Source organism: Beduini sp. (assembly GCF_047239305.1).
Taxonomy (GTDB): Bacteria; Bacillota_I; Bacilli_A; order Erysipelotrichales; family Coprobacillaceae; genus Beduini.
In genome coordinates, this window is record NZ_JBKTEM010000009.1 from 20,156 (window position 1) to 43,535 (window position 23,380).

Consider the following 23,380-nt stretch of genomic DNA (forward strand, 5'->3'; position numbering starts at 1 on the left):
AATCGATTACTTTATTTTAGTGTACCTTATAATATGAATTCTTTTTCACTCCAATATTTTAAAAAAACAAAAGGAATTGTCTTTCTTTTACTTTCTTTATTCAAAACACCCCTCTCATTAATCTTCTAGTTCTTATATCTTTCTATGTAGTCGGAAGGCTTGCTAAAATTCCATTATTAACTATCATGATCTTCCTATTGTTAAACGTTTATATCTTTACCAATTTTTCTCCTTATACTTTTGATTTAGGGTGTTTAATCTGTATGCTGGGATTAATGTTAAGTTTTAAAAATACCGGTCTTGCGATTATTGATGCCAATAAACAAGGACCCATTATATAATTGATAAAAAAGATGAAGCAAACAATAATTTGTGGCTTCATCTATTCTTTAACATTTGATTGGGTATAATCAAAGACAATAAGTCCGCAGTCTTTGCAGATAAACCCTTTAAAATTTGCCCCTCTGACTGTATTATTCACAATCAGTAAATCACCCTCATCTTTTGGAAGCAAAGATAATTTATGTATGTGCTGATTAAATGCCATGATTTTATTCGTTTGTAAATAGCCGGACTGCATTTCTTTTCCACATTTTGGACAATTCATTATATTCATCTCTTTTCCACTTTATTTCTTATTAGGGCGGCGCTTGATTCGCAGTAACTTCAGAAGCTCTCCCATCAAAGAAAGATCCGTTAATGCAAACATCATCCATTTACCATCACGATACGTAACACTTTCCTCATACACCTTTAAAATTGCAGGTGAATAGTTTTCCTGTTCTGCTTCAAACTTTTCACGTTCAGCTTTACCAAAGATTACCATAAAACCAATAGAATGATCTTTTGCATACAATGCACACAATGTTTTGCCACCACGGCGATACTTATATTCATAGTCCCATTTCTTTCCGCCCGTATTCCAAAGCTTCTCCATATCATACTTTCCTTCGACTTGACTGCATACTTCCTGCCATACAGTAAATAAATGATCTCCTAGCAATATATTCAATTCGTTAGGTGTTGGTTCATTTTTTGTCATCCTCATTCCTCCTGTCTATTTTTTAGTTTAAATAGCTGATGCCTACTATCATTATAGCAGTTAAAACCTGACAAGTAGATGTCAGGTTAATAAGATCAAAATAATATTCGGTCTATTAGCTTTATTTAATTGGATAACAGATTTCAGTAACGAATTCATTGGGATTATCTGTCTGTGCATATCCTACATGATAAATAGAAAAGTCAGGACCGCAGATCTCATAGTGATGATCGGTAATCCATGTGGCGATATGATAGGAAATCTCCGTAATATGTTCATATCCTCCCGTAAAGGTAACAGAAGCAACTTTTACCGCACCAATATTTCTGAACTTGATGTTTTCGGTATCTTCATAATGTCCTTTTACTTCCATTCTTATTTCTACATCGACTTCTTTTTCCTTATATCCGGGATCATAGAAAACTGCCATCACTGTTCCATTTTCTACCATATCCACATTTAACTGACATTCCTTTAATTCGTTCATCATTCCATGCCACAGCAAGCCTTCTTTTTCGTAAGATGGAATGATCGCTCTTTTACACATCATGTACTTTGCGGGTATCTCTTTGATTTCTACTTGGTAATTCATCATAATTTCCTCCTGATTGATTTTTTGGATCGTCAATGAAAGAGCATCAATCTTTTCCGTCAATTTATTGCGTTCACTTTCTAATTCTTTAAGCTGGCTATTCAAATATCCCGTTATTTCACGACCATTTTGAAAAATCGCTAAAATACTTTTGATCTTATCTGTGCCAAAGCCTAGATAACGCAAGTATTGAATATGTGAAGCAATAATCAATTGGGTAGGTTCATAATAACGATACCCATTGTCTTTCACGATGATCGGTTTTAAAATACCTTTTTCATCATAAAATCTTAGCATTCGAATACTGATTCTTGATAGTTTTGAAAAGTCTGATATCTTTAACATACGGAGGTCCTCCTCTTGAGCTCAGTGTTAGTATAAACTATTCCATCATGGTAGAGTCAAGTGCAGAGCAATAATAATTTTAGAAATTAAGAAGGAATGACTTTAGGCTAATAACGCCAAATAACGAATTCAAATATTATTCCTATAGTGTTCCTGTTAAATATATAGAAATTTACCCTTCTTTGCCGCAAGGTAAGAAACAGCTACGATAAAGCCCAATACCTCAGCTATTGGCACTGCGATCCAAACACCTATTTCTCCTAATAGATTAGGAAGAATAAGAATAGCACCTACAATGAAAATAAACGTTCTAGAAAAAGAAATGACTGCTGATGTTTTTCCATCAGAAAATGCTGTAAACATTGCTGAAGCAAAAATGCCAAATCCCATGATAATAAAAGCTAGAGAATAAATATTGAATCCTTGTAACGCTATATTATATACTTCACTGTCTATAGACGTAAAAACAGTTAATGCGTGGGATATAGTAAAATGGACTAAAAGATTGGCGGCAGCGGAACTGATTATCAAAAACAAGATACTGTTTTTAAATATACTGCGTAATTGTATGTTATCGTTATTTCCATATTTATAGCTAATAATCGGGGCAATACCATTAGAATAACCAAAATACAGTGCTGTAAATATATATTGAAAGTATAAAATAATAGTGATAGAGGCAACACCATTCTCTCCATAAAAATGAAGTAAGGTATAATTAAATAAAAATGTCGTTGCTGCATTTGCTAAGTTAGTGACCATTTCCGATAAGCCGTTCGTGCAAGACTGCAAGAGTACTTTATAATCAAATTGCGGTCTGACAAAACGCAATACATTCTTTTGGGAAGTCAAGAAAAAAAGCACACCGATAACAGCCGGAATACAATAGCCGATTCCGGTAGCGATTGCCGCACCCGCAACTCCCATATTTAATGATGACATAAAAATATAATCCAATACAATATTTGTAACCCCTGCCAAAAGGGTAACGATCAGACCTAATGTTGGTTTCCCAGCTGTTACAAAAAAAGTCTGAAAGGCAGTTTGAAGAAAAAAGGCGGGTGCAAAGGCAAATAGGATTTTTGCATAAGCAATAGATAAGGGTGCCTGCATGGAACTGGCTCCTAAAAACACTATAATCTCTTTGGTAAACAAAGTCCCGACTATAGCGACACCAATTCCCATCAATAATTCTATAACAATAAGAAAACTTATATTATTTTGTGCTTCTTTGTGTTTTCCTTCCCCGAGTTTTTTCGCTACGATAGCACTTCCGCCAGTGGCCACCATAATAGCAGCCGCCATTTCAAAGCAGACAGCAGGATAAACCATGTTTACAGCCGATAATGCAGTTGTTCCAATTAAACGAGAAACAAACATTCCGTCTATGATGATATACATAGATAAGCTCATCATCATCATAATATTCGGTATCGTAAATCGTAATAATGAAGAAAAAGTAAACTTTTTCGCTAAAGGATTATTCATTTTGCATTTCCTCCTTTAATAATTCATAATACATTGTGTTGCAGTCAATAAGCTGTTGTCTTTTTTCTTCTCCTAGATTATGCATAGCGTTTTCTTCCATTTGGTGAAGCTTTTTTAATATCGAAAGAGCAAATATTTCTCCCTCTTCCGTAAATGAGATCAGCCTTTCTCTTTTGTTTTCTTTATTGGCGATAATGGATATATATCCTTTCTTTTCAAAATCTAATAAAATGCCGTGGACTGTTTGTTTGGGTAGAGCCCACCAATCACAGATTTGTTTTTGCGTACATATCTTATAATCATTCAATGTATATAAAATAACCAAAGCATTATAATTTAATTGATGCTTTTTAGCCCAGATTCTATATAAATCTAATGTACCGCTTAAAGCGATATTAACAAGTTTAATTTGTTCTCGAATATTCATAACATCCTCCTTCATAGTACTAATTCGTACCATTTAATATTAGTACGAATTAGTACTATTGTCAATAAAAAAAGCTATTTTATTAAATAGCTCTCTTATTTATTCTATAACAGATTCTTTTTTCTGCAGCTGACTCAATGCCTGATAGAGGTCGGAGGCATTGACAGGTTTTACTAAATAACCGTTCATTCCTGCCGCCAGTGCCATTTTTTTATCCTCATCAAATGCATTGGCACTCATGGCTAAGATCGGCAAATCTCCTTTTATTCCTGTCAACTGACGAATTTTTCTTGTTGCTTCAAGTCCGTCCATCACCGGCATGCGAATATCCATTAATACAGCATAGTAGGTTTGGGGTTCATGATTATTCACCATCTCTACAGCTTCTTGTCCATTACTTGCAGTATCAACGATCAAGTCCTGCATTTCCAGTAATTCTTTAGCAATTTCCATATTCAGTTCATTGTCTTCAACCAATAAAATCTTTTTTCCATTAAGATTGTAGTTCACTTGATTTTCAGTTTGGTACTCGAATTCCGTATATAAGTTTTCTAATGTATCACAAATATTTTCTGTATATAAGGGTTTCGTAATAAAAGTATTGGCTCCTGCCTCAATGGCTTCTTGTTGAATGCTGCTCCAATCATAAGCGGAAATAATAATAATCATCGTATCCGGACCGACTAACTGACGGACTCTTCTCGTTGTCTCCAATCCATCCATATCCGGCATTTTCCAGTCGATCATCGCAACATCAAACAGAGAATTATTTTCAAGACGTGCTTTAACTTCTTCGATAGCTTTATATCCGGAATCTACCCATAAGCAATCAGCTCCAATATCTTCTAAGATTAAGCTCACCTGCTCACCGATCACAGTATCATCATCCACAATTAAAACACTCAGATCCTTCAGCAAAGATTTTTGTCGGTGAACCTCTTCTTCTTCCCTATTGATAAAGACAAGCTTCATTGGGATTGTCACAATGAATTCAGTGCCCTTGTCTTTTTCACTCTTGACTTCAATATGTCCTTCCATTAAATGAACCAAATTATAAACGATCGATAACCCTAATCCGCTTCCTACTTTATTTCTTGCAGAATCCGCATATTCCTGTTCGAAGGGCTGAAATAATTTCCACATAAACTCTTTTGAAATCCCAATGCCATTATCTTTTACTGAGAATTTTAAGTAGGCATATCCATTACGATGATATTCATCACTAATCGTAACCGTAATATCTCCTGAAACAGGGGTAAATTTAAGAGCATTGCTTAATAGATTCATCATAATCTGACGCAGATGTAACCCATCACCGACATAATTATGTGCGATCGGCTCCATAATATGCATTTCATAATTAATTTCTTTTTCATAAGCTTGCGGAACGATAATGCTGTTGATTTCCTGCATCACTTCGATCAGATTAAATTCTACCGGATTAATATTCATCTTCCCCTGCTCAATCTTAGACATATCCAAAATATCGTTGATTAAAGCTAAAAGATAACGGCTTGATGCATCAATCTTTTCAAAACAATGTTTAACATTCTCACTGTCATAGCGTTTCATCTGACCAATCGCCGCCATTCCAATAATAGCGTTCATTGGCGTGCGGATATCATGGCTCATCGATGATAGAAAGCTGCTTTTTGCCTCATTGGCTGCATTTGCTCTGGCTAAGGCATCACGCAGTAATTGTTCCTGACGAAGCTGCTCTGCTTTTTGCTCATCCATCTCTTTCACCAATAAAATAGCTAACTGCGATTCTTGGTAAGGGTCGTCGACATGAATGACATGAGCAGACTGCCAGTGGTAATTTCCATCCCCACCTAACTGCAGTAAGTCCATATAGATTTCTTTTTCTCCGGCCGCAAAGCGTCGAAGCATATTTTTTCTTTTAAAATTCTCGATATATGCCTCTTGATAGTCCTTGTGCACTCGTGGCAGATAATTATCGAACAGCTTATCATATTGTCCGCTTTCAGGCAGACCTTCTTCGATACGATTACTCAATAAAGTATAGCTATCCTGACTTAAATTTAAATTATAGATAAGAGGATAAGCGATATCGATTGCTGCACGAAGAGATTCTGTTTCCACTCTTCTGCTTTTTTCTATTTCTAACTGCATTTTCTTCTGTTCGGTAATATCTGTATAGATTGCCTGAATGACATCTTTTCCATCCATATTGATCAATCGCTTCATCAATACAGAAATCCAAAGTTCACTGCCATCTTTTTTATATGTTTTTCTTTCATATTTGACTAACTCACCATCAAGTACAAGGCTGTCCAGTAATGCCATAATATGTTCTTTGTCCTCTTTTAAAACAAACTGCAAAGGACTTTTGATCGTTTGATGAAACTCTTCTTCCTCATACCCATAGACTTCCCAGCCATAGCGGTTTGTCATCAACAATAAATGTGCATCATCAACGGTAAATTGAACAATACCGCATGGCAATGTATTAAATAATTCCATCATAAAAGCTGCCTGACGCTTCACATCTAAATCGGCTTTTTTATACAACAGTTCCATTTCTTTACGTTCACTGATATCACTTACGAAGCAGTAGACTTCCTCTTGTCCATCTTCATTCTTTATGATCTTCCCGATATTAACGATCCAAGTCAATCTTCCGTCGGCTCTTTTTAAACGATATTCAAGCATAAAAGATTTTCGTTCCCCAAGGCAGCGGCTGAGTTCTTTTTTTATTTTAGGAATATCTTCTTGATAGATGACTTTCGTGGTATCGCCGCCTGTTTCTTCCCAAAATTCTTTCTCATTTTCAAAACCTAATAATTCACACCCACTTTTAGAAATCCACTTAGTTGTCAAGTTTTCATCGAGTGAACAAATCGTTGTTCCACCCGGAAGCTGCGACAGCATTAATTCAATCTGATTATCTTTTCTCGTTAATTCATTTTTCAAGGTTTGATAATGCTGTTTCCCATAACGAACAGGAAACAGTTTTTCATCTTCCATCGCTTCATAGGCAATCGAATGATGTAAGTGTTTTATCTTAAACGTATCACCTTCTTTATGAAAAACAAAAGTTACACGCTGAAAGGCATGAAGTTTAACATCGCTGTTTGGATGTGTATCTATGTAGCCGTGTCCTTGGCAGATCGCATCATTTTCACCTAATAAGGTCACTTCATAGTTTTCTTCACTAAACAGGCAGGGAGACAAATCATCTTTCCCCTCAATAAAATGACGAGCGACATTTTCTTTTCCTTCTGCCACCTGTACTCTTCCAGAACCCATCCATAAAATGTCATCACTCATCGCATTAATCAATGGTTCTATATTATTATCCACAAAAAAAGTATGCATAATATAAGCTGCAAAAGCGATGACTTCCTCTTTATTCTTAATCATTCCATATCTCCAATCTTTAATTCTCATTGATTTAATCACAGAGTCTTGTTGTTCAATATATGTTTATTATACTCGTTTTCATTATATTGGAAAAGATAAACATTTTTCCTATTCATCCTACCTTTTTAACGATGACCTTCCCCTATTTGATAATAGAAGCCTAAATGAATGATAAAAACCGGAGTTGTTGACCATTATTGTAAAAAACAGTATACTTTAATTGTAAGCGCTTTATATAAAGGAGAAAAGGTATGAAACTAATAATTGAAGAAAACGAACAAAAGATGAGTGAAAGTGCCATGTTTATTTTATTAGGTGCAATGATGCAGGACAAACGTGTCAATATTTCTTTAACTTCCGGTCGTTCACCTAAAACAATGTATTCGATGATGATTCCTCATGTAAAAGATCAAGAAAAGTTTAAAGATATTGAATATTATCTGTTTGATGAAAATCCATATACAGATGAGCCTCATGGTCCAAACTGGAATGATATGCAGAATCTGTTTTTTAAAGAAGCGCATATCCCTGATGAACGCATTCATATTATGGATTTAGATAACTGGCAAAATTATGATAATGAAATAAAAAATGCGGGAGGCATTGATGTCATGGTCATTGGTCTTGGCTATGATGGTCATTTCTGTGGGAACTGTCCACGCTGTACCCCATTTGACAGTTATACCTACTGCATTGACTTTAAAGATAAGCAAGCCGTCAATCCCGGTTATGGTGATCGTCCACGTCAGCCTTATTCATTAACGATGGGACCAAAGAGTCTAATGAGAGTGAAACATCTGGTAATGATCGTTAACGGAAAAGAAAAAGCAGAGATTTTCAAGAGATTCTTGGACGAACCAATCAATCAGGACGTACCGGTAACCATATTAAAGATGCACCCTAATTTTACCGTAATCTGCGATCAGGAAGCTGCTTCTTTAATCGATCCAAACCATTATACAAATATATAATAAAAAATAAGAGCTGAGACTTTTAATCCCAACTCTTTTTATGTTTAAATGCTTCATCCATTAAAGAACTAAATAAAGTTTGTGGATACACGTTCTTCTTTTTCAGGTAATCCATATTCTTCTTTGCCTAATTGAATACTCTTGATAAGAAATGCCATATTTCTTCCTAAAGTTCTCATCGTTTGGCATCCTTCTTTATCAGCATAGACATCTTCAGGCGTATACCCATGAACACTGTTCCAATACTGACTAGAAGCGATCGGCATTCCCGAAATGGTAAAATACTTATTAATTTCATCGAATGTAGCCGAGCATCCGCCACGTCTGGCAGAGACAACCGCTGCACCTACTTTCATTGACCTATCTACCGGTACACTATAGAATAATCGATCGATAAATGAGATTAAAGTCCCGTTTGCTGAGGCAAAATAAACCGGTGATCCGATCACAATACCATCACATTCAGCAAATTTCGGTGCTACTTCATTCACTAAATCATTAAATACGCATTTCCCATTTTTCTTGCATTGACGACAGCCAATACAGCCACGAAGATCTTTACTGCCAACCTGAATGATTTCTGTTTCAATCTCTGCCTCATTCAATGTTTTTTCCACTTCCGTTAAAGCGGTATAGGTACATCCTTTGATATTAGGACTCCCGTTAATTAGTAATACTTTCATTGTAATTCCTCCTATTACACTAAGTTTACTGCTTAAAATTCACAACCATTTTCTTTCTTGCTTTTTTGTTGGTCTCGCTCTACAATTAAATTATAGCATCCGGTAGTAACAACCGAGCAAGAGTTTTTTATACTTTATGGAGGAATTAAAAAATGTGTACGATGAAAGAAGCTTGTGAAGAAGTAGGAATGACCTATGAAACATTAAAGTTCTATTGCAAAGAAGGATTAGTTCCTAATGTAAAAAGAGATAAAAATAATTACCGTGATTTTGATGAAAGAAATATTGCTTGGCTAAAAAGTCTGCAATGCTTAAAAAACTGTGGATTCAGCATCAAAGATATGAAAATTTATATGGAATATTGTCTGCAGGGAGTTTCCAGCATTCCACAAAGAAAAGAAATGCTTTCTAAAACCAATGAAATACTGCTTCATAAAATGCAGCTGCTGCAACAATCTCTACAGTTCATCAAACAAAAACAGGACTATTTTGATGGTGTTCTAGCAGGTGAGATTAAATACAGCAGTAATCTCATAGATATAGAAGACTAAAGGCAATACCAATTAGATACTGCCTCTTTTTTATGACTGCGTTCCTCTAATGTAAGGATTCTTAAAGAAAGAATATAATAATTGAACACACATTAAGCACCAGATTACCGGTTCGCAGATAATAACGCCAAAGTACCCCAAGGCTGGAATACATAGCCATGCAAAGACTACTTTACCAATAAATTCAATGACACTTGAAATTAATGGCACTACTTTTTTTCCTAAGCCTTGCAGTGAATTTCTCAGTATTAAAAGAATTCCCAGTACGGCATAAAAAGGAGCGTTAATCATTAAATAACGAGAGCCATTATCCAGTACAACCGCTTCACTTGAACCTGAAAGCAATGTAACCAACGGTCTGGCTAAAAAGAATAAAACAACCGTTGCGATGATGCCCCAACCAATCGCAATCTTAAACCCGGTTTTCACACCTTCAATAATACGATCACGATTATCAGCTCCTTTATTCTGTGAAACAAAAGTAGATAAAGAAGCTGCAATGGTAGCACATGGCATGATACAAAAAGCATTGATCTTTCTAGCTGTCGTATGACCGGCAATAGTAAGATAGCCAAAGCCATTGATTGCTTTTTGTAATATAACAGTTCCTGATGAAACAATCGCCATCATGAATCCCATAGAGAATCCCTGTCCCGCCAATTCCTGATATAACGCTTTATCAAACTTGAAATGATCCTTTTGCGGAATCAAAATCGGAGTTTTTTTCCACATATACACGATACATAAAACTGCGGAAATTCCCTGGGCAATAACGGTTGCGATCGCTGCTCCCTGGATTCCCATATTAAATTGAGTGATGAACACTAAATCTAATACAATATTAACTACTGAAGAGATAATTAAGAAAACTAAAGGCATGAAACTGTTTCCGATTGCACGCAATAATCCGGCGCACAAGTTATAAGCGAACATAACTCCTACAAATAACGTAATCATCGAAATATAAGAATAAGATTCTTGAATAATATTTTGCGGAGTATCTAATAATTTAAGCAGTGGATATAGTCCCAGCTGCGAAATAATCATTATAATAATTGTCAACCCTATTCCGATCACAATGGATCCGGCAACAGAACGTTTTAACAACTCTTTATCATTAGCTCCAAAGCTTCTTGCTACAACGATACTCAAACCGTTTCCGACTCCAAGTGCAAAACCGATTAACAGTTCATACACTGCTGTACAGGCACCGATTGCCGCTAATGAGGTATCCCCTAAAACATTACCAACAATCATTGTATCCATCGTATTATAAAACTGCTGAAAAATATTTGAGATAAAAATTGGTATTGCAAACAACAGTAAGGCTTTAAATATTTTATCTTTTGTTAGATCTACTTGAAAATTAAACATACTTTTTCTCCCGTTTTGCTCTCCTACTCTATATTAATCGGAGCTGTCAGTTCAATGTGATTACCTTCACTATCAATAAACTCCACAACCCAATTATTTTTTATTTTGGTAAGAGGAAAGCATATTTCTAAATTCTTTATTTTATTTTTGAGAACATCTAAACTTTCTACTTCTAAACTTGGCAGACAATTGCTTCCAAATTCATGATTTTCTCCCATTTTCTGATAAGCAAATAATCCTAAGCGAAAACCATTAAGATCAAAGACACTGTAGATTTCATCTTCTATTAATGGTAATTTTTCAAAGAAATCTTTATAAAACGTAATAGCGCGCTCCATATCTTTTACACATAGATATAAAGAATATAACCGACAATTCATCACGGTCTCCTTTCTATTACTCAACATCGATACGTTCAATTTTAAAAATAACCGGTCGTGTTCCATCATTACAACAGGCAATCATCATTTTTTCATCGTTGGTCCAGCCCTTCATAATCGAGCCTCCCTGCAAAGCTGTATAGACATAACGGCTGATCGCATCCCATGCTTCGGAGCAAAATTTTCCATCCATCATATGCCAGAAATCATCACGTTCACTGTTTCTTTCTAAAATAAACTCCTGTCCTACTTCAAACAGCGGACATACCCCTGCTTTAGGATCTGCCAAGTATTCTGCCTGTAAATCTTGATAACATTCTTTTTTTAATACTGTGATTTTACATTTATGTTCCATATGCGCTCCTCCCCCATATATAGTCATTATTCTTTTTACATTATACTTTATTTATCGACATTTTACTAACGCTTTTATGAAAGCGGTAAAAAAACTGCCCATCCTTGGGATAAGCAGCTTATAATTTGAAACTGTAAATATCTTCGTCTTCTTCTCTTGTGATAAAATTGAAACCTAATTTTATAAGGAGATTCCTGCTTGCCGTATTATCAGGGAAAACACCAGCCTTCAAAAATGATATATCCTGTTTTGAAGCCCAATTTATAATTCCAAAGATGGCTTCACAGATATACCCCTGACGCTGATATAGAGGATGTATGGTGTATCCCAGCCAAAGCTGATCTGATTCTTTTTTCAAATAAAGATCACCCATCAGCTTTGTTTCTTTATGATTAATAATAGCGAGCTGGATTCCTTCCTCCAACATAGACGGCTTTAACAATATTTGGTAATACTGCTCGTAGGTCAGCCCTTTGAATCCCTGATAGCACATCCACTGTTCATTATTGTGATACTCCATAAAAGTGAAGATATCAGACTGCTGAAACGAACGAATCAGACAACGTTTAGTTGAAATGACGGGAATTCCGGTATCTGCCATTCTACTTATTCCCTTTAACAAGTTCAAGGGCAGCTTTCCCTGACATATGCTCAATAGCGATTTCAACCATAGCTACGCGATTAAAAGATTCTTCGATTTCCTTTGCACGTCCTTCTTCATCCTGAGGGGAATACTTTTTAGCTAAGATTTCAATCGCATGACGTTTTTCTTCACTTTCTAATAGACGTGCTTTTCCAAACACGATCACACTTCGATAATACGTTGTATATTCTTCCGGAATTATGTGATCCTGAGCAATGATACAGAACGATACTTTATCATCATTTAAAATAGCCTCCATCTTATGCCCGGTCTTAGCACAGTGAAAATAAATCTTAGAATCTTCATAGACAAAACTTAATGGCACTGCGTAAGGATACCCGTCATCCCCTAGAACCGCTAAAGTTCCTGATGTTTCATGTTCAAGAATGAAGATGGTTTCTTCTAATGATAATAGTTGATTTTTACGACGTATTTCTCTAAACATAATCTTTCTCCTTTACCAACACTAAAATTTATCTTTAAAATAACTGTCAGCTAAATAAACAGCCCCTAACGGATTATGAGCCAGTACACGATCTTTTACCGCTAACACACTAACCGGAATCTTTGAATATTTAAAACATAATGTGTCATGCCCAACACAAAGACCTAGCACAATATTAAAATCTGTTTTCTGATAGCCCATCTCATGAGCAAAATCAATCATTTCTTTCAGTTGGGTTTTACTGCCGTAGTCATCCATTCCAATTTTAGAAGAAGCTTTCGCTATATCAAAATTTTCTTTATCTTGATACAGCTTGATAATTTCTTTTTGTTCCTCGTCTAATGACAGACAGTTCTTCGGGGCATTCTCTAAATCATTTTTATGACAGCTATGCTTTTGACAGTATATTCATTTTTCTCCCCTTTATTTATCCCATTATAACAGCTATTCCTGTATTATCTATAAAATATTTTTATATTTACTGTTTTGCTTTTCGATATCCGGCCTCGATTGCTTCTTCTTCGTTATTAAATATAATCAAATTTTTTGAATCTTTCATACTTTCATAAGCCGCTTGTCCTGGGCAATGATAGACTTTTGATTTTTTATTTCCTCGGATCTCTGCTCCTATCACTTCTTTAGTATCGATTTCTTCATTTAAGTGGCTGTCTCCATTAGAATAATCAATACTTATACCCGGCTGAACATTATACACATACACACAATACTGAATACCCTCACCATTATCCTCAACGGATTCAGCTTCCATCAAAACCCCGCTCGCGACTAAATGGTCCCCGTCATAAACAGGTGTCACTCGATATAACACATGATTGTCTGTTTCTTTGACATAGTCAGCAACCATATTTTCAAAAGGAAGCATACCTTCTGTATTCATATATCTTGTACCTGTAATCAGATTTTTCTCATTTGCGTTTTCTCCGGTCAGCTGAAACCCAATTAAATGACATCGGTTATAGAGATATTTCCCATTAATCTGATCATATTTAACAGTCTGCCAGCCAGAGGGTCTTACCTGTCCAATGGATCCACGACTTTCTATGGGCATTACTTCTTTTGAAACATTAGCATATGCTGCTCCGCATCTTCCCAGTGAATCAAGATCGCTGTATCGTTCAAATGAATTTGTATTTTTATCACTTTCTTCAAAATTTGGGATATTGTCATTCACAACAACATAGGGTTCTCCCGAAAATTCCGGAAGGTCAGCTAAATCAACGACTTCTTTTTCCGGTGCCAAAGAACAGCCAAAGAGGCTGACTGCAAGAACAAAAATAAGCAGTAATTTTCTAAACATCATGTGTCAAATCCTCGTTTCTGATATACACCTTTTTGGTAATACAGTCATGGGAATTACCCTGAAATTCCGTTTCAGATATTAACTGCCATTGTTTATCAGCTAGATTTATCGTCCATTTTAAGTCACTGGGATAGCTTCGATTCCAAGAATAAACGATAATTTCTGTGATTTGGTCTTCATATGGCTTTATATCCAAATCTTCAATAAACTGATAGCAATCATCTTTAAAAACAGGCAATTCATTTTTTATAATAATCGCTTTTGCAAAAGCATCTTTTTCAAACATCTTATAAGAATAGGCATTCATCACAATAGGGAGTGAAAGCCTCATGATATCTTCTCTTACCATACGATCCTGACTCTGCCGCCTTTGATTGAACATCATTCCGTTTTGATCGTCTAAACATACTATAATTTTCATTGTTTTCACCTCAGTTTATACTTACATGTTTTACTCTAACATAAATTTATTTTAACGGACATGAATAAGCTAAAAAAGACATAAAAAAATGGCTGTTTGTACAACCATTTTATTCACTACTGATGCCCAATAATAGAATGAGGAAGATAAAATTCTTCAAGTAATGTCATATCTTCTTTACTCAAAGTGATATTTAAGGCACCGATAAAATCATCTAAATATTTTTCTTTTGTAATCCCTACGATCGGAGCCGTCACTCCTTTGTGCCAAAGCCATGCAACCGCAATCTGTGAACGAGTCGCATGATGCTTTTCTGCTATTTCCGCTACTCTTTGTACAATCAGTTTATCTTGTGCTTCTGTGGCATCATATTTTTGTTTAGCCACTTGATCTTCCTGTGCACGTTTTGATTCACTGTCCCAATCTCTTGTCAGACGCCCGGCGGCAAGAGGACTGTAAGGGACCAAAGCAACCCCCATATCCAGACATAAAGGATTCATTTCCCGTTCTTCTTCACGATACAGCAAATTATAATGTCCTTGCATGACTGAGAATTTAGTCCAACCGTTCTTTTCTGCTACATACTGGGCTTTTTGAAATTGCCATGCATACATGCTGGAAGCTCCGATATAATGAACTTTACCTGATCGGACTAAGTCATTGAGGACTCGCATTGTTTCTTCGATCGGTGTCTGATAGTCCCAGCGATGAATATACAATAAATCAATATAATCTGTCTGCAGACGTTGAAGCGACTGTTCAACTTCATGAAGGATTGATTTTCTTGAAAGTCCGGAACCATTCGGTCCATCATGCATCTTTCCGCTCACCTTCGTGGCAATGACGATTTCTTCTCTAACAGCATAGTCTTTTAACGCTTTGCCCAAGATTTCTTCACTGCTGCCTATGCCATAAACATTAGCAGTATCAAAGAAATTAATACCTAGATCTAAAGCTTTTTTAATAATTTTTCTTGATGCAGCTTCGTCTAATACCCAACTGTGGATCCATTTCTTTGGATCTCCAAAACTCATACAGCCTAAACATATTTTTGACACATCTAATCCTGTATTTCCCAATTTAACGTATTCCATAATTCTTACCTCCTAATAATGTTGTCTGATCACTTCTTTTAAATAAAACTGATGGTCCGTAAATTCATAAACAAAGATACAACAGTTGCCGAAACCTTTTTCTAATTCTTCCATTGGATCTTGAATCGCTCTTAAAAAATTAAAGCAAGCACCGCTGTGTGATACAGCTAAGACAGAGCTGTGATCTTCTTTTTCCATTATAGAAGTGAGAGTTTCCAGCATTCGATCTCTCACTGTATTTGAAGACTCCCCGCCAAACTGCAAATAATAGGTTTCGCATTCCTTAGGTGTCTGACAGTTTAGACGTTCACTTTCTCCTTCCAGTTCGCCATAAAACATCTCTTTTAATCCTTTCAGTCGGGTATAAGGCATATCGGTTATATACTCTATAGTGTCACTGCATCGCTCACTAGTTGAACAGTAAGCATGATCAAAGATAATGTTTTGATTTTTAAAATACTGCCCTGCTTTCTTTGCCTGCTGAATACCGTTTTTTGTCAGGGGAGAATCACACCAGCCTTGAATGCGATGCTGGATATTAAACATGGTTTCTCCATGCCGCATTAAATAAAGTGTCTTTTTCATGCTTTCACCTGTTTCTTAGTTAAAGTAAAGGGTTCTCCCGGTGCTAAAACTCGAATACGCTCCGGATGAATTACTTTACTGTTCAATAGCTCGGGGTTCCCATTAAAGGGTGACATATCAGGGGCATCAACACTTCCCCAATGAATACAGATCAAATCCGCGTTTGGATAAGTATTAGCCAATAAGACAGCCCCATCGAATGTGATATGCCAGTCATTATCACTAAAATCAAACAATATGACATCAGGAGAAGGCATTTGTAAATGTTCTTCCATAAGTTGGGAATCTCCCGGAAGCCAGATCGTTCCATCTATTGTATCCAGCCAATAACCACAGTAATCTTCTTCTTTCCATTCTCTATAATGATACTTCGTTGAGCCATTTTGCCAGTTATGTTTGGCAGGGGTTAATGTTGCTGTAATATTATTGACCTTAAACGTATCATGAATGGCGTGTCCGGTTCCGTTAATGCTCTCCTCTCTCATCACTTCTGCCACATAATAAGGGGCATGGTAGGCTTCACAAACTGGTTTTAAATCCGAGCATGTCGGTCTGCTGAAATGATCATTATCAATATGGGTAATCAGTACGGCATCTAAATGAGGAACTGTCTGCGGCAAGATCGGCATTTCAAAAAGCAGCGGCATATCAAATCCTTCCAGTAAGGGGTCGATCATCAAAGTTGTTCCGTGACTGTTGATCATAATACCGGCATTGCCAAGCCAGCGAATTTCAGTTTGACGGGTTGGTAAAAAAGCATCTTCATTTATTTTTATTACTTTTTCAGGCATTGCCTGTCCATGTATACTTCTCTTTATTTCCATAAATAAAAGCCCTCCTTTTCTATACAATTCCATTTTAATGTATAAAGAAAGAGAGAGCAATTTACAATTATTTTTATGTTGTCCATAAATTGACATTTTACTTAAATTGTCAACCTATTCATTTTTTTTGATAAGGATTATACCCTGTGTTCGCATCGGCAAACAGTTTTTCCATTCCAATTCCGCGCATTTTTGTAATCAGTAATGCCATCTCTTCACAACTGGCAGGCATATCCGATAATATCCAAGAAAGTGTCATACTGCTGGAAGCCGTCGCATGGTACTCAGTTGCGAAACGAAGAGCCTCAGGCATTGGCTTTTCTCCATAAAGATGCTGATGCCACTCTAAATCAAATTGTTTGCAGTGATCAAAAATATAGTCTCTTAAACAATTTTGATCCTCCATCAAACAAGCTTGTTTCATAAAAACATGATATTCTTTCATTCTTTTAAAGGTATCCAAAAGAGACTCATAAAAATCAATTTCAGTATTGGCATCGTTGTAGCGAGGTATAATCTTTTCTAAATAAATATATTGAATCAAGTCATTTTTATCCTTGAAATGATTATAAAAAGTCTGTCGACTAACTTCAGTTTTATTCAGTAATTGTTTGATAGTAATCGTATCCAGCGGTATCTCTTCACAAAGTTCCAGCAAGCCATTTGCCAAGAGGGCTTTTATATTAATTGCCATATCCCCACCTCCTGTTCTTAGTATATCAGTTTTTATACAACTATAAAAAGATTAACCTTAAATAATTAATTTCTTTTATCAATTTCTTCTTTAAGCAGAATCAACGATTGGGACATAGCATTGATCAAAGGGGTAAAACGCTGGTAATAGGGGGTTCCCTTTTCAAACTTGGACTGCCCTTTTTCACATTTATGAATAATAGAGAGGATGGGCGGCAATGCCTGATGAAGTTCTTCTATGGTATAAACAGAAAGGTCTGCTTGTCTGATTAAGGCTTTTGAGATATACAACGCTTTTATTCTGTTTTCCAGTAAAGTATGCTGTGAACTTCCTTTTATAAATTTTGGCTGCATTTTTTCACAGTTTTTAATCGTAGCAGAAATTACCTTTTCCGCTTCCATTAATCCTTCTGATGTATTGCTTTCCATAAAAGCCCTCCTTCTTTTTATTTTATATTCTACCCTTTATTTATTTTATGTGCAATAAAAAAGAACTCTTCACCTTCATGGTTCCAAGTTCCTAAGTTCAATGCTTAAACGTTATTGGATGGATCAGTTTACCTAAAGAAATAATTTGATCTTTATTTTGGGAATAAAGTGGTAATTGAACCGCTATAATCTCACTGTTGTCATAAGTTTTAAAAAAGTATCGTGAAGTTACTAGATCGATAAACGCTGTATATTGAGTATAATCACTGGTTTTTCGTTTAGTTATGACTATGCCTTTAGGAATACTTACACTTTCCATTACATGAAAACAGGCTGCCACTGCTTCACTTTGATTATTTGGGTAAATGGTATGGCTTTTTAAAAAGGCAGCTCTGACAAAGCGGGATGGCGGCGTATAGTCTCCAGGTAAACCGAAGGTACCCGCACCTTGACCAAATGGTGTTAAACTAAATGAGTTCCACTTTATCGCTTCCATCTGTGTCGGGGTTACATTCATATAATTTCTTAAATTTGTCATATGCCATAAAAAGTCAGGACTGTTTGATAGTACCCCGATAGGATTATTCATTACCTGTAAGCCTTTTTCTGTTTTTTCAATGACACAACAGGCTCCCTCTTTATCTGCCATGATCCAGTGAAGCGGAGCAATCGATTGAGTTACCGGATCCTCTATTCCAACAATTCGAATTGTTTTCAATAACTTAGCTGCTTGGTCAACATTCGCACAGGTACTCAATAAAAACTTGGTCATTTCAAGTGCAGTAACAGATAAGGTTCGACGATCCTGCATGTCAATCGGATCATAAACTGCATAGCCGGGAAAATATAAAACAGCGATTGCAAAACCCATTTCATTGACTCCATCCGCAAAAGTTATCGGAGAAATATCCTGACCAATGCCCATAAAAGTATAATTCGCCTTGATCGTATGCGTATTTAGCTGATTATTCCATTCATAACCTTTAGGTACAACATAAAGCTGCGGATCTAAAGGATAAGAAAAATCCATTGTACGTCCTAAGAAAATACTGCCAAACTGCGTTTTAACATTGATTGCTGTGCACATAGGCCCTCCTAAGTTTATATCTTCTACTGTTATATATTCTATTTATATAAGAGATATTCCTTAGCTAAGATTCTCTAAGTATATTCAAATGAAAAAGATCCAATATTACATTGAATCTTAATCTTGAATCGGTCTTTTAATAAAGAAAGCTATTAATGCCAGTACTCCAAAGATAACTCCGCGCATAATGAACTGACTATTTAAACCCGTTGTCACATAACTAAACATATTACCAAGATATGGGGCTAAGAATGCACCTAAACTTTGAAACACAAAAACTACACTGGATGCATTCTCACCAAAATGAACATAGACAGAATGGTTTTTCTCTTGAATAAAGATACAAATGCCACTGCACATAAAACATAGAATAAAACTGACAAAATAAGTGATAAACGAGTAGCTCCAACCACATATCAGAAGCTGACCGAAAATAAAGGTAGCAACCAAACTTCCTAAGCCCCCTATGCTTCCCTGCATTCCGATCATAGTGCTTCTTGTTTCCCCATCAAAGAATGAAATAATTAAGGTAAACAGTGAGGAAGAAATTAAACCTACACCGATCCCAAAAACAGCTCTGGATAGCAAGATAAGAATGATTTCCTGAATGAAAATAGGGAAAACACCCCCAGTACCGAATAAGACGATTCCTAAAGGGATATTATTTTTATAGTCTATGTTCTTAGCGATAAACCGACCGAACATAATTGCCAGCATTTGAAACAATGACGGAATCGTTGTGATTAACTCAATGATATAAAGCGGTGTTGAAGAAAATGTCTTTACCATTTCCGGGATATTTCCCGCAATTGCATTTATGGACGCTGTGGCAAAACAGCAAGACAGTAATGCAATTTTTAATTTCAAATTATGATTTATTTATTTTTTCTCTCCTGATTCTTATTTTAAACATCTTACAGATACGAACTTATAATATGCCACAAGATCTATTATATCAGTAGAGTTTAATATAATAAAATACCCATACAGAATATGTGTATCTTACATTAAAAGCATGGGCAGAGTTTATCCGATTTTTTTAAATTACATATAAAAAACTACTAAAATAAATTCAGTAGTTAAATATAAATCGCATTATCGTATATAGAATTGCATATTAAAGTATTTAAAAATAACGTCTGACATGTCGCATATAATCCACATAATCCTCTTTGAATTTAATAAGACACCATCTTTCTTCGGAAAGAATAATCCAGTGAGCCGAAATCTGAAAAGTGAATACCGCTAACAGCAACAAAATTGATTGTGTGCTGACCGTAATCCCTAAAAAACATAGGAAATAAGCAACATACATGGGATTGCGAGAATAGCGATAGATACCTTTTCTATTTAGCCCATTAGGATCCGGTTTAGCAAAAGCAGTAATGGATAAAGCAAGAATAACGGTGCCTAAAATATAGAGGGGGAAACCAAATAAAAATGTATAGTGATCCAATTGAATCTTTAAGAAAAGCGGATAAAGAATGATAAGGATATTAGATAACTGATAAACAAGGTAAGCAATTTTTTCATTTCCTTGTAATGGCGAAAAAAAGGCTGCACGTGACAATGCCTCTTTATTGACCATCTGCATTAAACCAAAACGTATAAAAAAGAATGGGATCATCAATAAAAAGGCATTCATTAGCAGCTGCTCCTTTCGCTTAGCTTAAACTAAGCATTTTTATAGTTCTCTTACATAGATTCCTGTGGCTTGATCGAAGTCAAATCCGCGTGATATTAGTAACCTACAAGAAGCCTTATTTTCCGGTTCCGGCTCCACGACGATTCTCTTGGCATCATCATGAGTCATAATCATATAAATGAGACTTTCAAGGATTTGTTTTCTATATCCTTTTTTAAGATAGTCTAATTCTCCAATCAGGTAATCGACGCTATACGTTCCTTTTAGTTTTGTATACCCACCCAAAGATTCATCACTGTCCTGACAAGCATAATATTGACAAAAGCCAATTGGTTTTCCATTATCTTCCACAATAAAGTGATAAAACCAGGAAAAAATTCATTGTCTTGTTTTTCAATCTCTTCAATCCAATCTAGTGGCTCATGGTACCACTTGGCAACATGCGGCAAATAGAGCCATTTTTTAAAGAGCGGTATATCGTTATTCATCATTTCTCTAAGAACAATCATTTTTTCTCCTTTATTTTAAAAAATATTTATTATTAATCAGCAGTTTGATCCTGTGAAAACATTTCATCAATAATAATTTTTGCTTTTGAATAATAAGCGTAAGGTACGTAGAACTGGTAATTCTCCAGATATGGCCCTGTTTTTATTGCCATTGCAGCTCCCATACCTTCAACACATTCAAAAGGTATCTCTGCATGATCAAGCTTTTCTTTCAGCATCTCTGCCCAAATTGTTTGTTTTTCTATAAGAAAAACTACATCTTTATCCGTAATTTCTCTTAATTTTTTATTACCGCAGCAGCTGCATTCTTCCTGATCGTTTAGATGATAGCATTTTTCACAATAGTTCATAGTACTTCCCTCCTCATTCATTATTCAATGTATCTTCTTTATTTAATTTTACTATAGATTTTCCTTATTTACAATCTTATCTCCTTTTGCATTTTTCATACACTAGCTTAGCAAGTTTGCTATGACTTTAAATAGTGTTATAATAATAGTAAAGATATGAGGCAGAAAAATGGAACTTACTTTAGCTTGGTGCCTATGTATTATTTCTATCATTGGAATGGGTTGGATGCTTTATACTATTCTTAAAAAGAAAAGGAAAGGATTTATTATTCCCCTTATTGCATTATTAGTAATTTTTAGCTATTCATTCTTTTCTACTACAGGTTCAATCAGACTATCGATTGCGTTAATTGATGCCTATACGACGGGCTTTGATCCAAGTCCTACATATTATGGAACACGTAATACTTATTTAAAGCCTACCAAAGATATTAAAGGGGACACTGGCAACCGAATTTTGTACATAGAATGCAAAACCTATGGTATTATAAAGATATCGAGTTACTCTGGTTTTTAAGATAAGATTATCCAATTGGATAGTCTTTTCTTTTTAAAATAAAAGTATCTTGAGTCTACATATCACAGTATCAAGATACAATCATAACTTTATTACATCATATTCGGTTATATTTTAATTTGACGAATAATTTCGTCCACTACTTTCTCAATCGGTTGAGTGGCATCAATGATAATTGCCTTTTCAGGTAAATCCTCTCTTGTTTGATGCAGTTTTATCACTAGTTGTCTTTCTGACGGTTTTGATCCCCATTCGTCTTTAGGACGCTGGTCTAATCGATGTTTCAAGGTTTCAAGATCAATATCAAGGATAAATACCTCATCAAATAAATCAATAAACTTTGAAAAATTACGAGACCCTCCACAAAAGAAGGTGATCTTCTCATCATGATTGGCGACTAAACATTTTACTTTCTGAATGTTCCAAATATGATGTTCATGTGTCAGACCAGCTGTTGGCAAGCCGGTTTCAAGGTCCCCCTGATAGGCTAATTCACGATCTCCATGAATTGCTTGATAGCCACGTTTTATCAGTTCATCACAAACTGTTGTTTTCCCTGTACAAGATACTCCTTCAATTAAATAATTCTTAATCCCCATTGTTCTTTTCCTCTTTAATTTTATATCATTTAAATTTATTATATTCCCTTATTGCCGATGTTTCCAATATTCAAATACAGGCACTTCCGGTTCATCTTGATTCCATGGCATTTCATGTCTTTCAAAATAACCAATCACCTTACCATCTATATCTCTTACTGGTACAAAGAATTCTCTTTCACCTGTTTTACCATTAAGAAGTTCAAACATTTCCTCTTCACCAGCATCTGCACGCCTTAAAAATTCTTCAATCTTGATCTTCGAATTTTGATTATGACAATTAAAAAGACTATTTCCTATTTGAACGCGATCCCCATATCTTTGCTTAGCTTTTTTATTTATATAGCGAACAATATGTTCCCGATCGACAAAAACTATTTCATAAATATAGGCATCTAAAATACTTTCTAAAATTTCTTTTGTTATTTCCATTTTTTAGTCCTCTTTTTATTATTTTTCACATCATATACAAGAATGATAAACGCCGTTATATTGTTTCTTACTAGATTGGATAACTTTATAGACTAACATATATAATAAATACAATCAAAAAACATTTTAAATATAAATATTAATATAATAGAAATATGTTTAATGTTATATAGATTTTTACTTACTTCTTTATT

31 protein-coding genes are annotated in these 23,380 nt (G+C 35.3%); 3 read left to right on the top strand and 28 right to left on the bottom strand.

The genetic code is table 11. From position 1 onward, the window contains the following. Nucleotides 1-382 precede the first annotated feature (382 nt). The 6 genes from ACLRVU_RS11500 to ACLRVU_RS11525 form a co-directional block, all read right to left on the bottom strand. Entirely contained in the window at nucleotides 383-607 is a 225-nt protein-coding gene (locus ACLRVU_RS11500; RefSeq protein WP_412891966.1) for a PF20097 family protein, read from the bottom strand. A 21-nt stretch (nucleotides 608-628) separates the two neighbouring features. Next, the gene (locus ACLRVU_RS11505; RefSeq protein WP_412891967.1) at nucleotides 629-1,042 is read right to left on the bottom strand and encodes a DUF3788 domain-containing protein; all 414 of its coding nucleotides are present in this window, start codon (nucleotides 1,040-1,042) and stop codon (nucleotides 629-631) included. Nucleotides 1,043-1,163: 121 nt separating this feature from the next. Then, on the bottom strand, nucleotides 1,164-1,979 hold the full coding sequence (locus ACLRVU_RS11510; protein ID WP_412891968.1) for a MerR family transcriptional regulator: 816 nt from the start codon (nucleotides 1,977-1,979) through the stop codon (nucleotides 1,164-1,166). 156 nt (nucleotides 1,980-2,135) lie between these two features. After that, nucleotides 2,136-3,467 carry an MATE family efflux transporter gene (locus ACLRVU_RS11515; protein WP_412891969.1) on the bottom strand — a complete coding sequence of 444 codons (1,332 nt, stop codon included), beginning with the start codon at nucleotides 3,465-3,467 and terminating at the stop codon, nucleotides 2,136-2,138. Beyond that, complete coding sequence (locus tag ACLRVU_RS11520; protein ID WP_412891970.1) at nucleotides 3,460-3,894, bottom strand: MarR family winged helix-turn-helix transcriptional regulator; 435 nt, start codon at nucleotides 3,892-3,894, stop codon at nucleotides 3,460-3,462. Before ACLRVU_RS11520 ends, ACLRVU_RS11515 begins: the two co-directional genes overlap by 8 nt. 99 nt (nucleotides 3,895-3,993) lie before the next feature. Next, nucleotides 3,994-7,278: a response regulator gene (locus ACLRVU_RS11525; protein ID WP_412891971.1), complete on the bottom strand. Its 3,285-nt coding sequence runs from the start codon at nucleotides 7,276-7,278 to the stop codon at nucleotides 3,994-3,996. Nucleotides 7,279-7,529: 251 nt separating this feature from the next. Between ACLRVU_RS11525 and ACLRVU_RS11530 the strand changes: the two genes are divergently transcribed. Continuing rightward, the gene (locus tag ACLRVU_RS11530) at nucleotides 7,530-8,249 is read left to right on the top strand and encodes a glucosamine-6-phosphate deaminase (RefSeq protein WP_412891972.1); all 720 of its coding nucleotides are present in this window, start codon (nucleotides 7,530-7,532) and stop codon (nucleotides 8,247-8,249) included. Nucleotides 8,250-8,317: 68 nt separating this feature from the next. Here ACLRVU_RS11530 and ACLRVU_RS11535 read toward each other — a convergent pair whose 3' ends face one another. Next, complete coding sequence (locus tag ACLRVU_RS11535; RefSeq protein ID WP_412891973.1) at nucleotides 8,318-8,932, bottom strand: flavodoxin family protein; 615 nt, start codon at nucleotides 8,930-8,932, stop codon at nucleotides 8,318-8,320. A 152-nt stretch (nucleotides 8,933-9,084) separates the two neighbouring features. Here ACLRVU_RS11535 and ACLRVU_RS11540 point away from each other — a divergent pair, with 152 nt between their 5' ends. Continuing rightward, a complete protein-coding gene (locus ACLRVU_RS11540; RefSeq protein WP_412891974.1) occupies nucleotides 9,085-9,483 on the top strand; it encodes a MerR family transcriptional regulator in 399 nt (132 codons plus the stop codon). A gap of 30 nt (nucleotides 9,484-9,513) precedes the next feature. Here ACLRVU_RS11540 and ACLRVU_RS11545 read toward each other — a convergent pair whose 3' ends face one another. From ACLRVU_RS11545 to ACLRVU_RS11635, 19 genes are all read right to left on the bottom strand, one after another. Continuing rightward, nucleotides 9,514-10,857, bottom strand: a complete 1,344-nt coding sequence (locus tag ACLRVU_RS11545) for an MATE family efflux transporter (RefSeq protein ID WP_412891975.1) — start codon at nucleotides 10,855-10,857, stop codon at nucleotides 9,514-9,516. Nucleotides 10,858-10,880: 23 nt separating this feature from the next. Continuing rightward, nucleotides 10,881-11,237, bottom strand: coding sequence for a VOC family protein (locus ACLRVU_RS11550; protein ID WP_412891976.1), 357 nt, complete (start codon nucleotides 11,235-11,237; stop codon nucleotides 10,881-10,883). A 16-nt stretch (nucleotides 11,238-11,253) separates the two neighbouring features. Further along, nucleotides 11,254-11,592, bottom strand: coding sequence for a TIGR04076 family protein (locus ACLRVU_RS11555; protein WP_412891977.1), 339 nt, complete (start codon nucleotides 11,590-11,592; stop codon nucleotides 11,254-11,256). A 118-nt stretch (nucleotides 11,593-11,710) separates the two neighbouring features. Continuing rightward, on the bottom strand, nucleotides 11,711-12,193 hold the full coding sequence (locus ACLRVU_RS11560) for a GNAT family N-acetyltransferase (RefSeq protein WP_412891978.1): 483 nt from the start codon (nucleotides 12,191-12,193) through the stop codon (nucleotides 11,711-11,713). Nucleotide 12,194: 1 nt separating this feature from the next. Beyond that, nucleotides 12,195-12,680 carry a pyridoxamine 5'-phosphate oxidase family protein gene (locus ACLRVU_RS11565; protein WP_412891979.1) on the bottom strand — a complete coding sequence of 162 codons (486 nt, stop codon included), beginning with the start codon at nucleotides 12,678-12,680 and terminating at the stop codon, nucleotides 12,195-12,197. Nucleotides 12,681-12,701: 21 nt separating this feature from the next. Then, nucleotides 12,702-13,088 (bottom strand): DUF1847 domain-containing protein, encoded by a 387-nt coding sequence (locus tag ACLRVU_RS11570; protein WP_412892030.1) that lies wholly within the window; start codon nucleotides 13,086-13,088, stop codon nucleotides 12,702-12,704. 70 nt (nucleotides 13,089-13,158) lie between these two features. Beyond that, complete coding sequence (locus ACLRVU_RS11575; protein ID WP_412891980.1) at nucleotides 13,159-14,001, bottom strand: DNA/RNA non-specific endonuclease; 843 nt, start codon at nucleotides 13,999-14,001, stop codon at nucleotides 13,159-13,161. After that, the gene (locus tag ACLRVU_RS11580; protein WP_412891981.1) at nucleotides 13,991-14,422 is read right to left on the bottom strand and encodes a hypothetical protein; all 432 of its coding nucleotides are present in this window, start codon (nucleotides 14,420-14,422) and stop codon (nucleotides 13,991-13,993) included. Before ACLRVU_RS11580 ends, ACLRVU_RS11575 begins: the two co-directional genes overlap by 11 nt. Nucleotides 14,423-14,538: 116 nt before the next feature. Next, nucleotides 14,539-15,516: an aldo/keto reductase gene (locus ACLRVU_RS11585; RefSeq protein WP_412891982.1), complete on the bottom strand. Its 978-nt coding sequence runs from the start codon at nucleotides 15,514-15,516 to the stop codon at nucleotides 14,539-14,541. Between the two features lie 12 nt (nucleotides 15,517-15,528). Beyond that, a complete protein-coding gene (locus tag ACLRVU_RS11590; RefSeq protein WP_412891983.1) occupies nucleotides 15,529-16,101 on the bottom strand; it encodes a histidine phosphatase family protein in 573 nt (190 codons plus the stop codon). After that, nucleotides 16,098-16,925 (bottom strand): MBL fold metallo-hydrolase, encoded by an 828-nt coding sequence (locus ACLRVU_RS11595; protein WP_412891984.1) that lies wholly within the window; start codon nucleotides 16,923-16,925, stop codon nucleotides 16,098-16,100. Before ACLRVU_RS11595 ends, ACLRVU_RS11590 begins: the two co-directional genes overlap by 4 nt. A 118-nt stretch (nucleotides 16,926-17,043) precedes the next feature. Next, nucleotides 17,044-17,619 (bottom strand): TetR/AcrR family transcriptional regulator C-terminal domain-containing protein, encoded by a 576-nt coding sequence (locus ACLRVU_RS11600; protein WP_412891985.1) that lies wholly within the window; start codon nucleotides 17,617-17,619, stop codon nucleotides 17,044-17,046. 65 nt (nucleotides 17,620-17,684) lie between these two features. Then, a complete protein-coding gene (locus ACLRVU_RS11605; RefSeq protein WP_412891986.1) occupies nucleotides 17,685-18,047 on the bottom strand; it encodes a hypothetical protein in 363 nt (120 codons plus the stop codon). Nucleotides 18,048-18,144: 97 nt separating this feature from the next. Beyond that, a complete protein-coding gene (locus ACLRVU_RS11610) occupies nucleotides 18,145-19,134 on the bottom strand; it encodes a linear amide C-N hydrolase (protein WP_412891987.1) in 990 nt (329 codons plus the stop codon). 117 nt (nucleotides 19,135-19,251) lie between these two features. After that, nucleotides 19,252-20,001 carry an MFS transporter gene (locus tag ACLRVU_RS11615; RefSeq protein WP_412891988.1) on the bottom strand — a complete coding sequence of 250 codons (750 nt, stop codon included), beginning with the start codon at nucleotides 19,999-20,001 and terminating at the stop codon, nucleotides 19,252-19,254. 259 nt (nucleotides 20,002-20,260) lie between these two features. After that, the gene (locus tag ACLRVU_RS11620) at nucleotides 20,261-20,779 is read right to left on the bottom strand and encodes a methyltransferase family protein (protein ID WP_412891989.1); all 519 of its coding nucleotides are present in this window, start codon (nucleotides 20,777-20,779) and stop codon (nucleotides 20,261-20,263) included. Nucleotides 20,780-20,818: 39 nt separating this feature from the next. Then, nucleotides 20,819-21,130 (bottom strand): GNAT family N-acetyltransferase, encoded by a 312-nt coding sequence (locus tag ACLRVU_RS11625; RefSeq protein WP_412891990.1) that lies wholly within the window; start codon nucleotides 21,128-21,130, stop codon nucleotides 20,819-20,821. Next, a complete protein-coding gene (locus ACLRVU_RS11630) occupies nucleotides 21,043-21,288 on the bottom strand; it encodes a hypothetical protein (RefSeq protein ID WP_412892034.1) in 246 nt (81 codons plus the stop codon). The genes ACLRVU_RS11625 and ACLRVU_RS11630 overlap by 88 nt, the downstream gene beginning before the upstream one ends. A gap of 32 nt (nucleotides 21,289-21,320) precedes the next feature. Next, nucleotides 21,321-21,638 (bottom strand): hypothetical protein, encoded by a 318-nt coding sequence (locus ACLRVU_RS11635; RefSeq protein WP_412891991.1) that lies wholly within the window; start codon nucleotides 21,636-21,638, stop codon nucleotides 21,321-21,323. 169 nt (nucleotides 21,639-21,807) lie between these two features. Between ACLRVU_RS11635 and ACLRVU_RS11640 the strand changes: the two genes are divergently transcribed. Beyond that, nucleotides 21,808-22,155 (top strand): hypothetical protein, encoded by a 348-nt coding sequence (locus tag ACLRVU_RS11640; protein WP_412891992.1) that lies wholly within the window; start codon nucleotides 21,808-21,810, stop codon nucleotides 22,153-22,155. Nucleotides 22,156-22,262: 107 nt separating this feature from the next. Here ACLRVU_RS11640 and ACLRVU_RS11645 read toward each other — a convergent pair whose 3' ends face one another. Both ACLRVU_RS11645 and ACLRVU_RS11650 read right to left on the bottom strand, forming a co-directional pair. Continuing rightward, nucleotides 22,263-22,754: an AAA family ATPase gene (locus ACLRVU_RS11645; RefSeq protein ID WP_412891993.1), complete on the bottom strand. Its 492-nt coding sequence runs from the start codon at nucleotides 22,752-22,754 to the stop codon at nucleotides 22,263-22,265. 48 nt (nucleotides 22,755-22,802) lie between these two features. Then, nucleotides 22,803-23,186: a PAS domain-containing protein gene (locus tag ACLRVU_RS11650; protein ID WP_412891994.1), complete on the bottom strand. Its 384-nt coding sequence runs from the start codon at nucleotides 23,184-23,186 to the stop codon at nucleotides 22,803-22,805. Nucleotides 23,187-23,380 lie beyond the last annotated feature (194 nt).

Bases quoted from the DNA above. Each gene is read 5' to 3' on its own strand.
- ACLRVU_RS11585 (WP_412891982.1), bottom strand. From the start codon at position 15,516: ATGGAATACGTTAAATTGGGAAATACAGGATTAGATGTGTCAAAAATA.
- ACLRVU_RS11535 (WP_412891973.1), bottom strand. From the start codon at position 8,932: ATGAAAGTATTACTAATTAACGGGAGTCCTAATATCAAAGGATGTACC.
- ACLRVU_RS11610 (WP_412891987.1), bottom strand. From the start codon at position 19,134: ATGTGCACAGCAATCAATGTTAAAACGCAGTTTGGCAGTATTTTCTTA.
- ACLRVU_RS11590 (WP_412891983.1), bottom strand. From the start codon at position 16,101: ATGAAAAAGACACTTTATTTAATGCGGCATGGAGAAACCATGTTTAAT.
- ACLRVU_RS11560 (WP_412891978.1), bottom strand. From the start codon at position 12,193: ATGGCAGATACCGGAATTCCCGTCATTTCAACTAAACGTTGTCTGATT.
- ACLRVU_RS11515 (WP_412891969.1), bottom strand. From the start codon at position 3,467: ATGAATAATCCTTTAGCGAAAAAGTTTACTTTTTCTTCATTATTACGA.
- ACLRVU_RS11530 (WP_412891972.1), top strand. From the start codon at position 7,530: ATGAAACTAATAATTGAAGAAAACGAACAAAAGATGAGTGAAAGTGCC.
- ACLRVU_RS11505 (WP_412891967.1), bottom strand. From the start codon at position 1,042: ATGACAAAAAATGAACCAACACCTAACGAATTGAATATATTGCTAGGA.
- ACLRVU_RS11575 (WP_412891980.1), bottom strand. From the start codon at position 14,001: ATGATGTTTAGAAAATTACTGCTTATTTTTGTTCTTGCAGTCAGCCTC.
- ACLRVU_RS11605 (WP_412891986.1), bottom strand. From the start codon at position 18,047: ATGGAAAGCAATACATCAGAAGGATTAATGGAAGCGGAAAAGGTAATT.
- ACLRVU_RS11520 (WP_412891970.1), bottom strand. From the start codon at position 3,894: ATGAATATTCGAGAACAAATTAAACTTGTTAATATCGCTTTAAGCGGT.
- ACLRVU_RS11580 (WP_412891981.1), bottom strand. From the start codon at position 14,422: ATGAAAATTATAGTATGTTTAGACGATCAAAACGGAATGATGTTCAAT.
- ACLRVU_RS11510 (WP_412891968.1), bottom strand. From the start codon at position 1,979: ATGTTAAAGATATCAGACTTTTCAAAACTATCAAGAATCAGTATTCGA.
- ACLRVU_RS11620 (WP_412891989.1), bottom strand. From the start codon at position 20,779: ATGAATGCCTTTTTATTGATGATCCCATTCTTTTTTATACGTTTTGGT.
- ACLRVU_RS11595 (WP_412891984.1), bottom strand. From the start codon at position 16,925: ATGGAAATAAAGAGAAGTATACATGGACAGGCAATGCCTGAAAAAGTA.
- ACLRVU_RS11500 (WP_412891966.1), bottom strand. From the start codon at position 607: ATGAATTGTCCAAAATGTGGAAAAGAAATGCAGTCCGGCTATTTACAA.
- ACLRVU_RS11640 (WP_412891992.1), top strand. From the start codon at position 21,808: ATGGAACTTACTTTAGCTTGGTGCCTATGTATTATTTCTATCATTGGA.
- ACLRVU_RS11630 (WP_412892034.1), bottom strand. From the start codon at position 21,288: ATGATTGTTCTTAGAGAAATGATGAATAACGATATACCGCTCTTTAAA.
- ACLRVU_RS11565 (WP_412891979.1), bottom strand. From the start codon at position 12,680: ATGTTTAGAGAAATACGTCGTAAAAATCAACTATTATCATTAGAAGAA.
- ACLRVU_RS11555 (WP_412891977.1), bottom strand. From the start codon at position 11,592: ATGGAACATAAATGTAAAATCACAGTATTAAAAAAAGAATGTTATCAA.
- ACLRVU_RS11635 (WP_412891991.1), bottom strand. From the start codon at position 21,638: ATGAACTATTGTGAAAAATGCTATCATCTAAACGATCAGGAAGAATGC.
- ACLRVU_RS11600 (WP_412891985.1), bottom strand. From the start codon at position 17,619: ATGGCAATTAATATAAAAGCCCTCTTGGCAAATGGCTTGCTGGAACTT.
- ACLRVU_RS11645 (WP_412891993.1), bottom strand. From the start codon at position 22,754: ATGGGGATTAAGAATTATTTAATTGAAGGAGTATCTTGTACAGGGAAA.
- ACLRVU_RS11650 (WP_412891994.1), bottom strand. From the start codon at position 23,186: ATGGAAATAACAAAAGAAATTTTAGAAAGTATTTTAGATGCCTATATT.
- ACLRVU_RS11525 (WP_412891971.1), bottom strand. From the start codon at position 7,278: ATGATTAAGAATAAAGAGGAAGTCATCGCTTTTGCAGCTTATATTATG.
- ACLRVU_RS11540 (WP_412891974.1), top strand. From the start codon at position 9,085: ATGTGTACGATGAAAGAAGCTTGTGAAGAAGTAGGAATGACCTATGAA.
- ACLRVU_RS11545 (WP_412891975.1), bottom strand. From the start codon at position 10,857: ATGTTTAATTTTCAAGTAGATCTAACAAAAGATAAAATATTTAAAGCC.
- ACLRVU_RS11550 (WP_412891976.1), bottom strand. From the start codon at position 11,237: ATGAATTGTCGGTTATATTCTTTATATCTATGTGTAAAAGATATGGAG.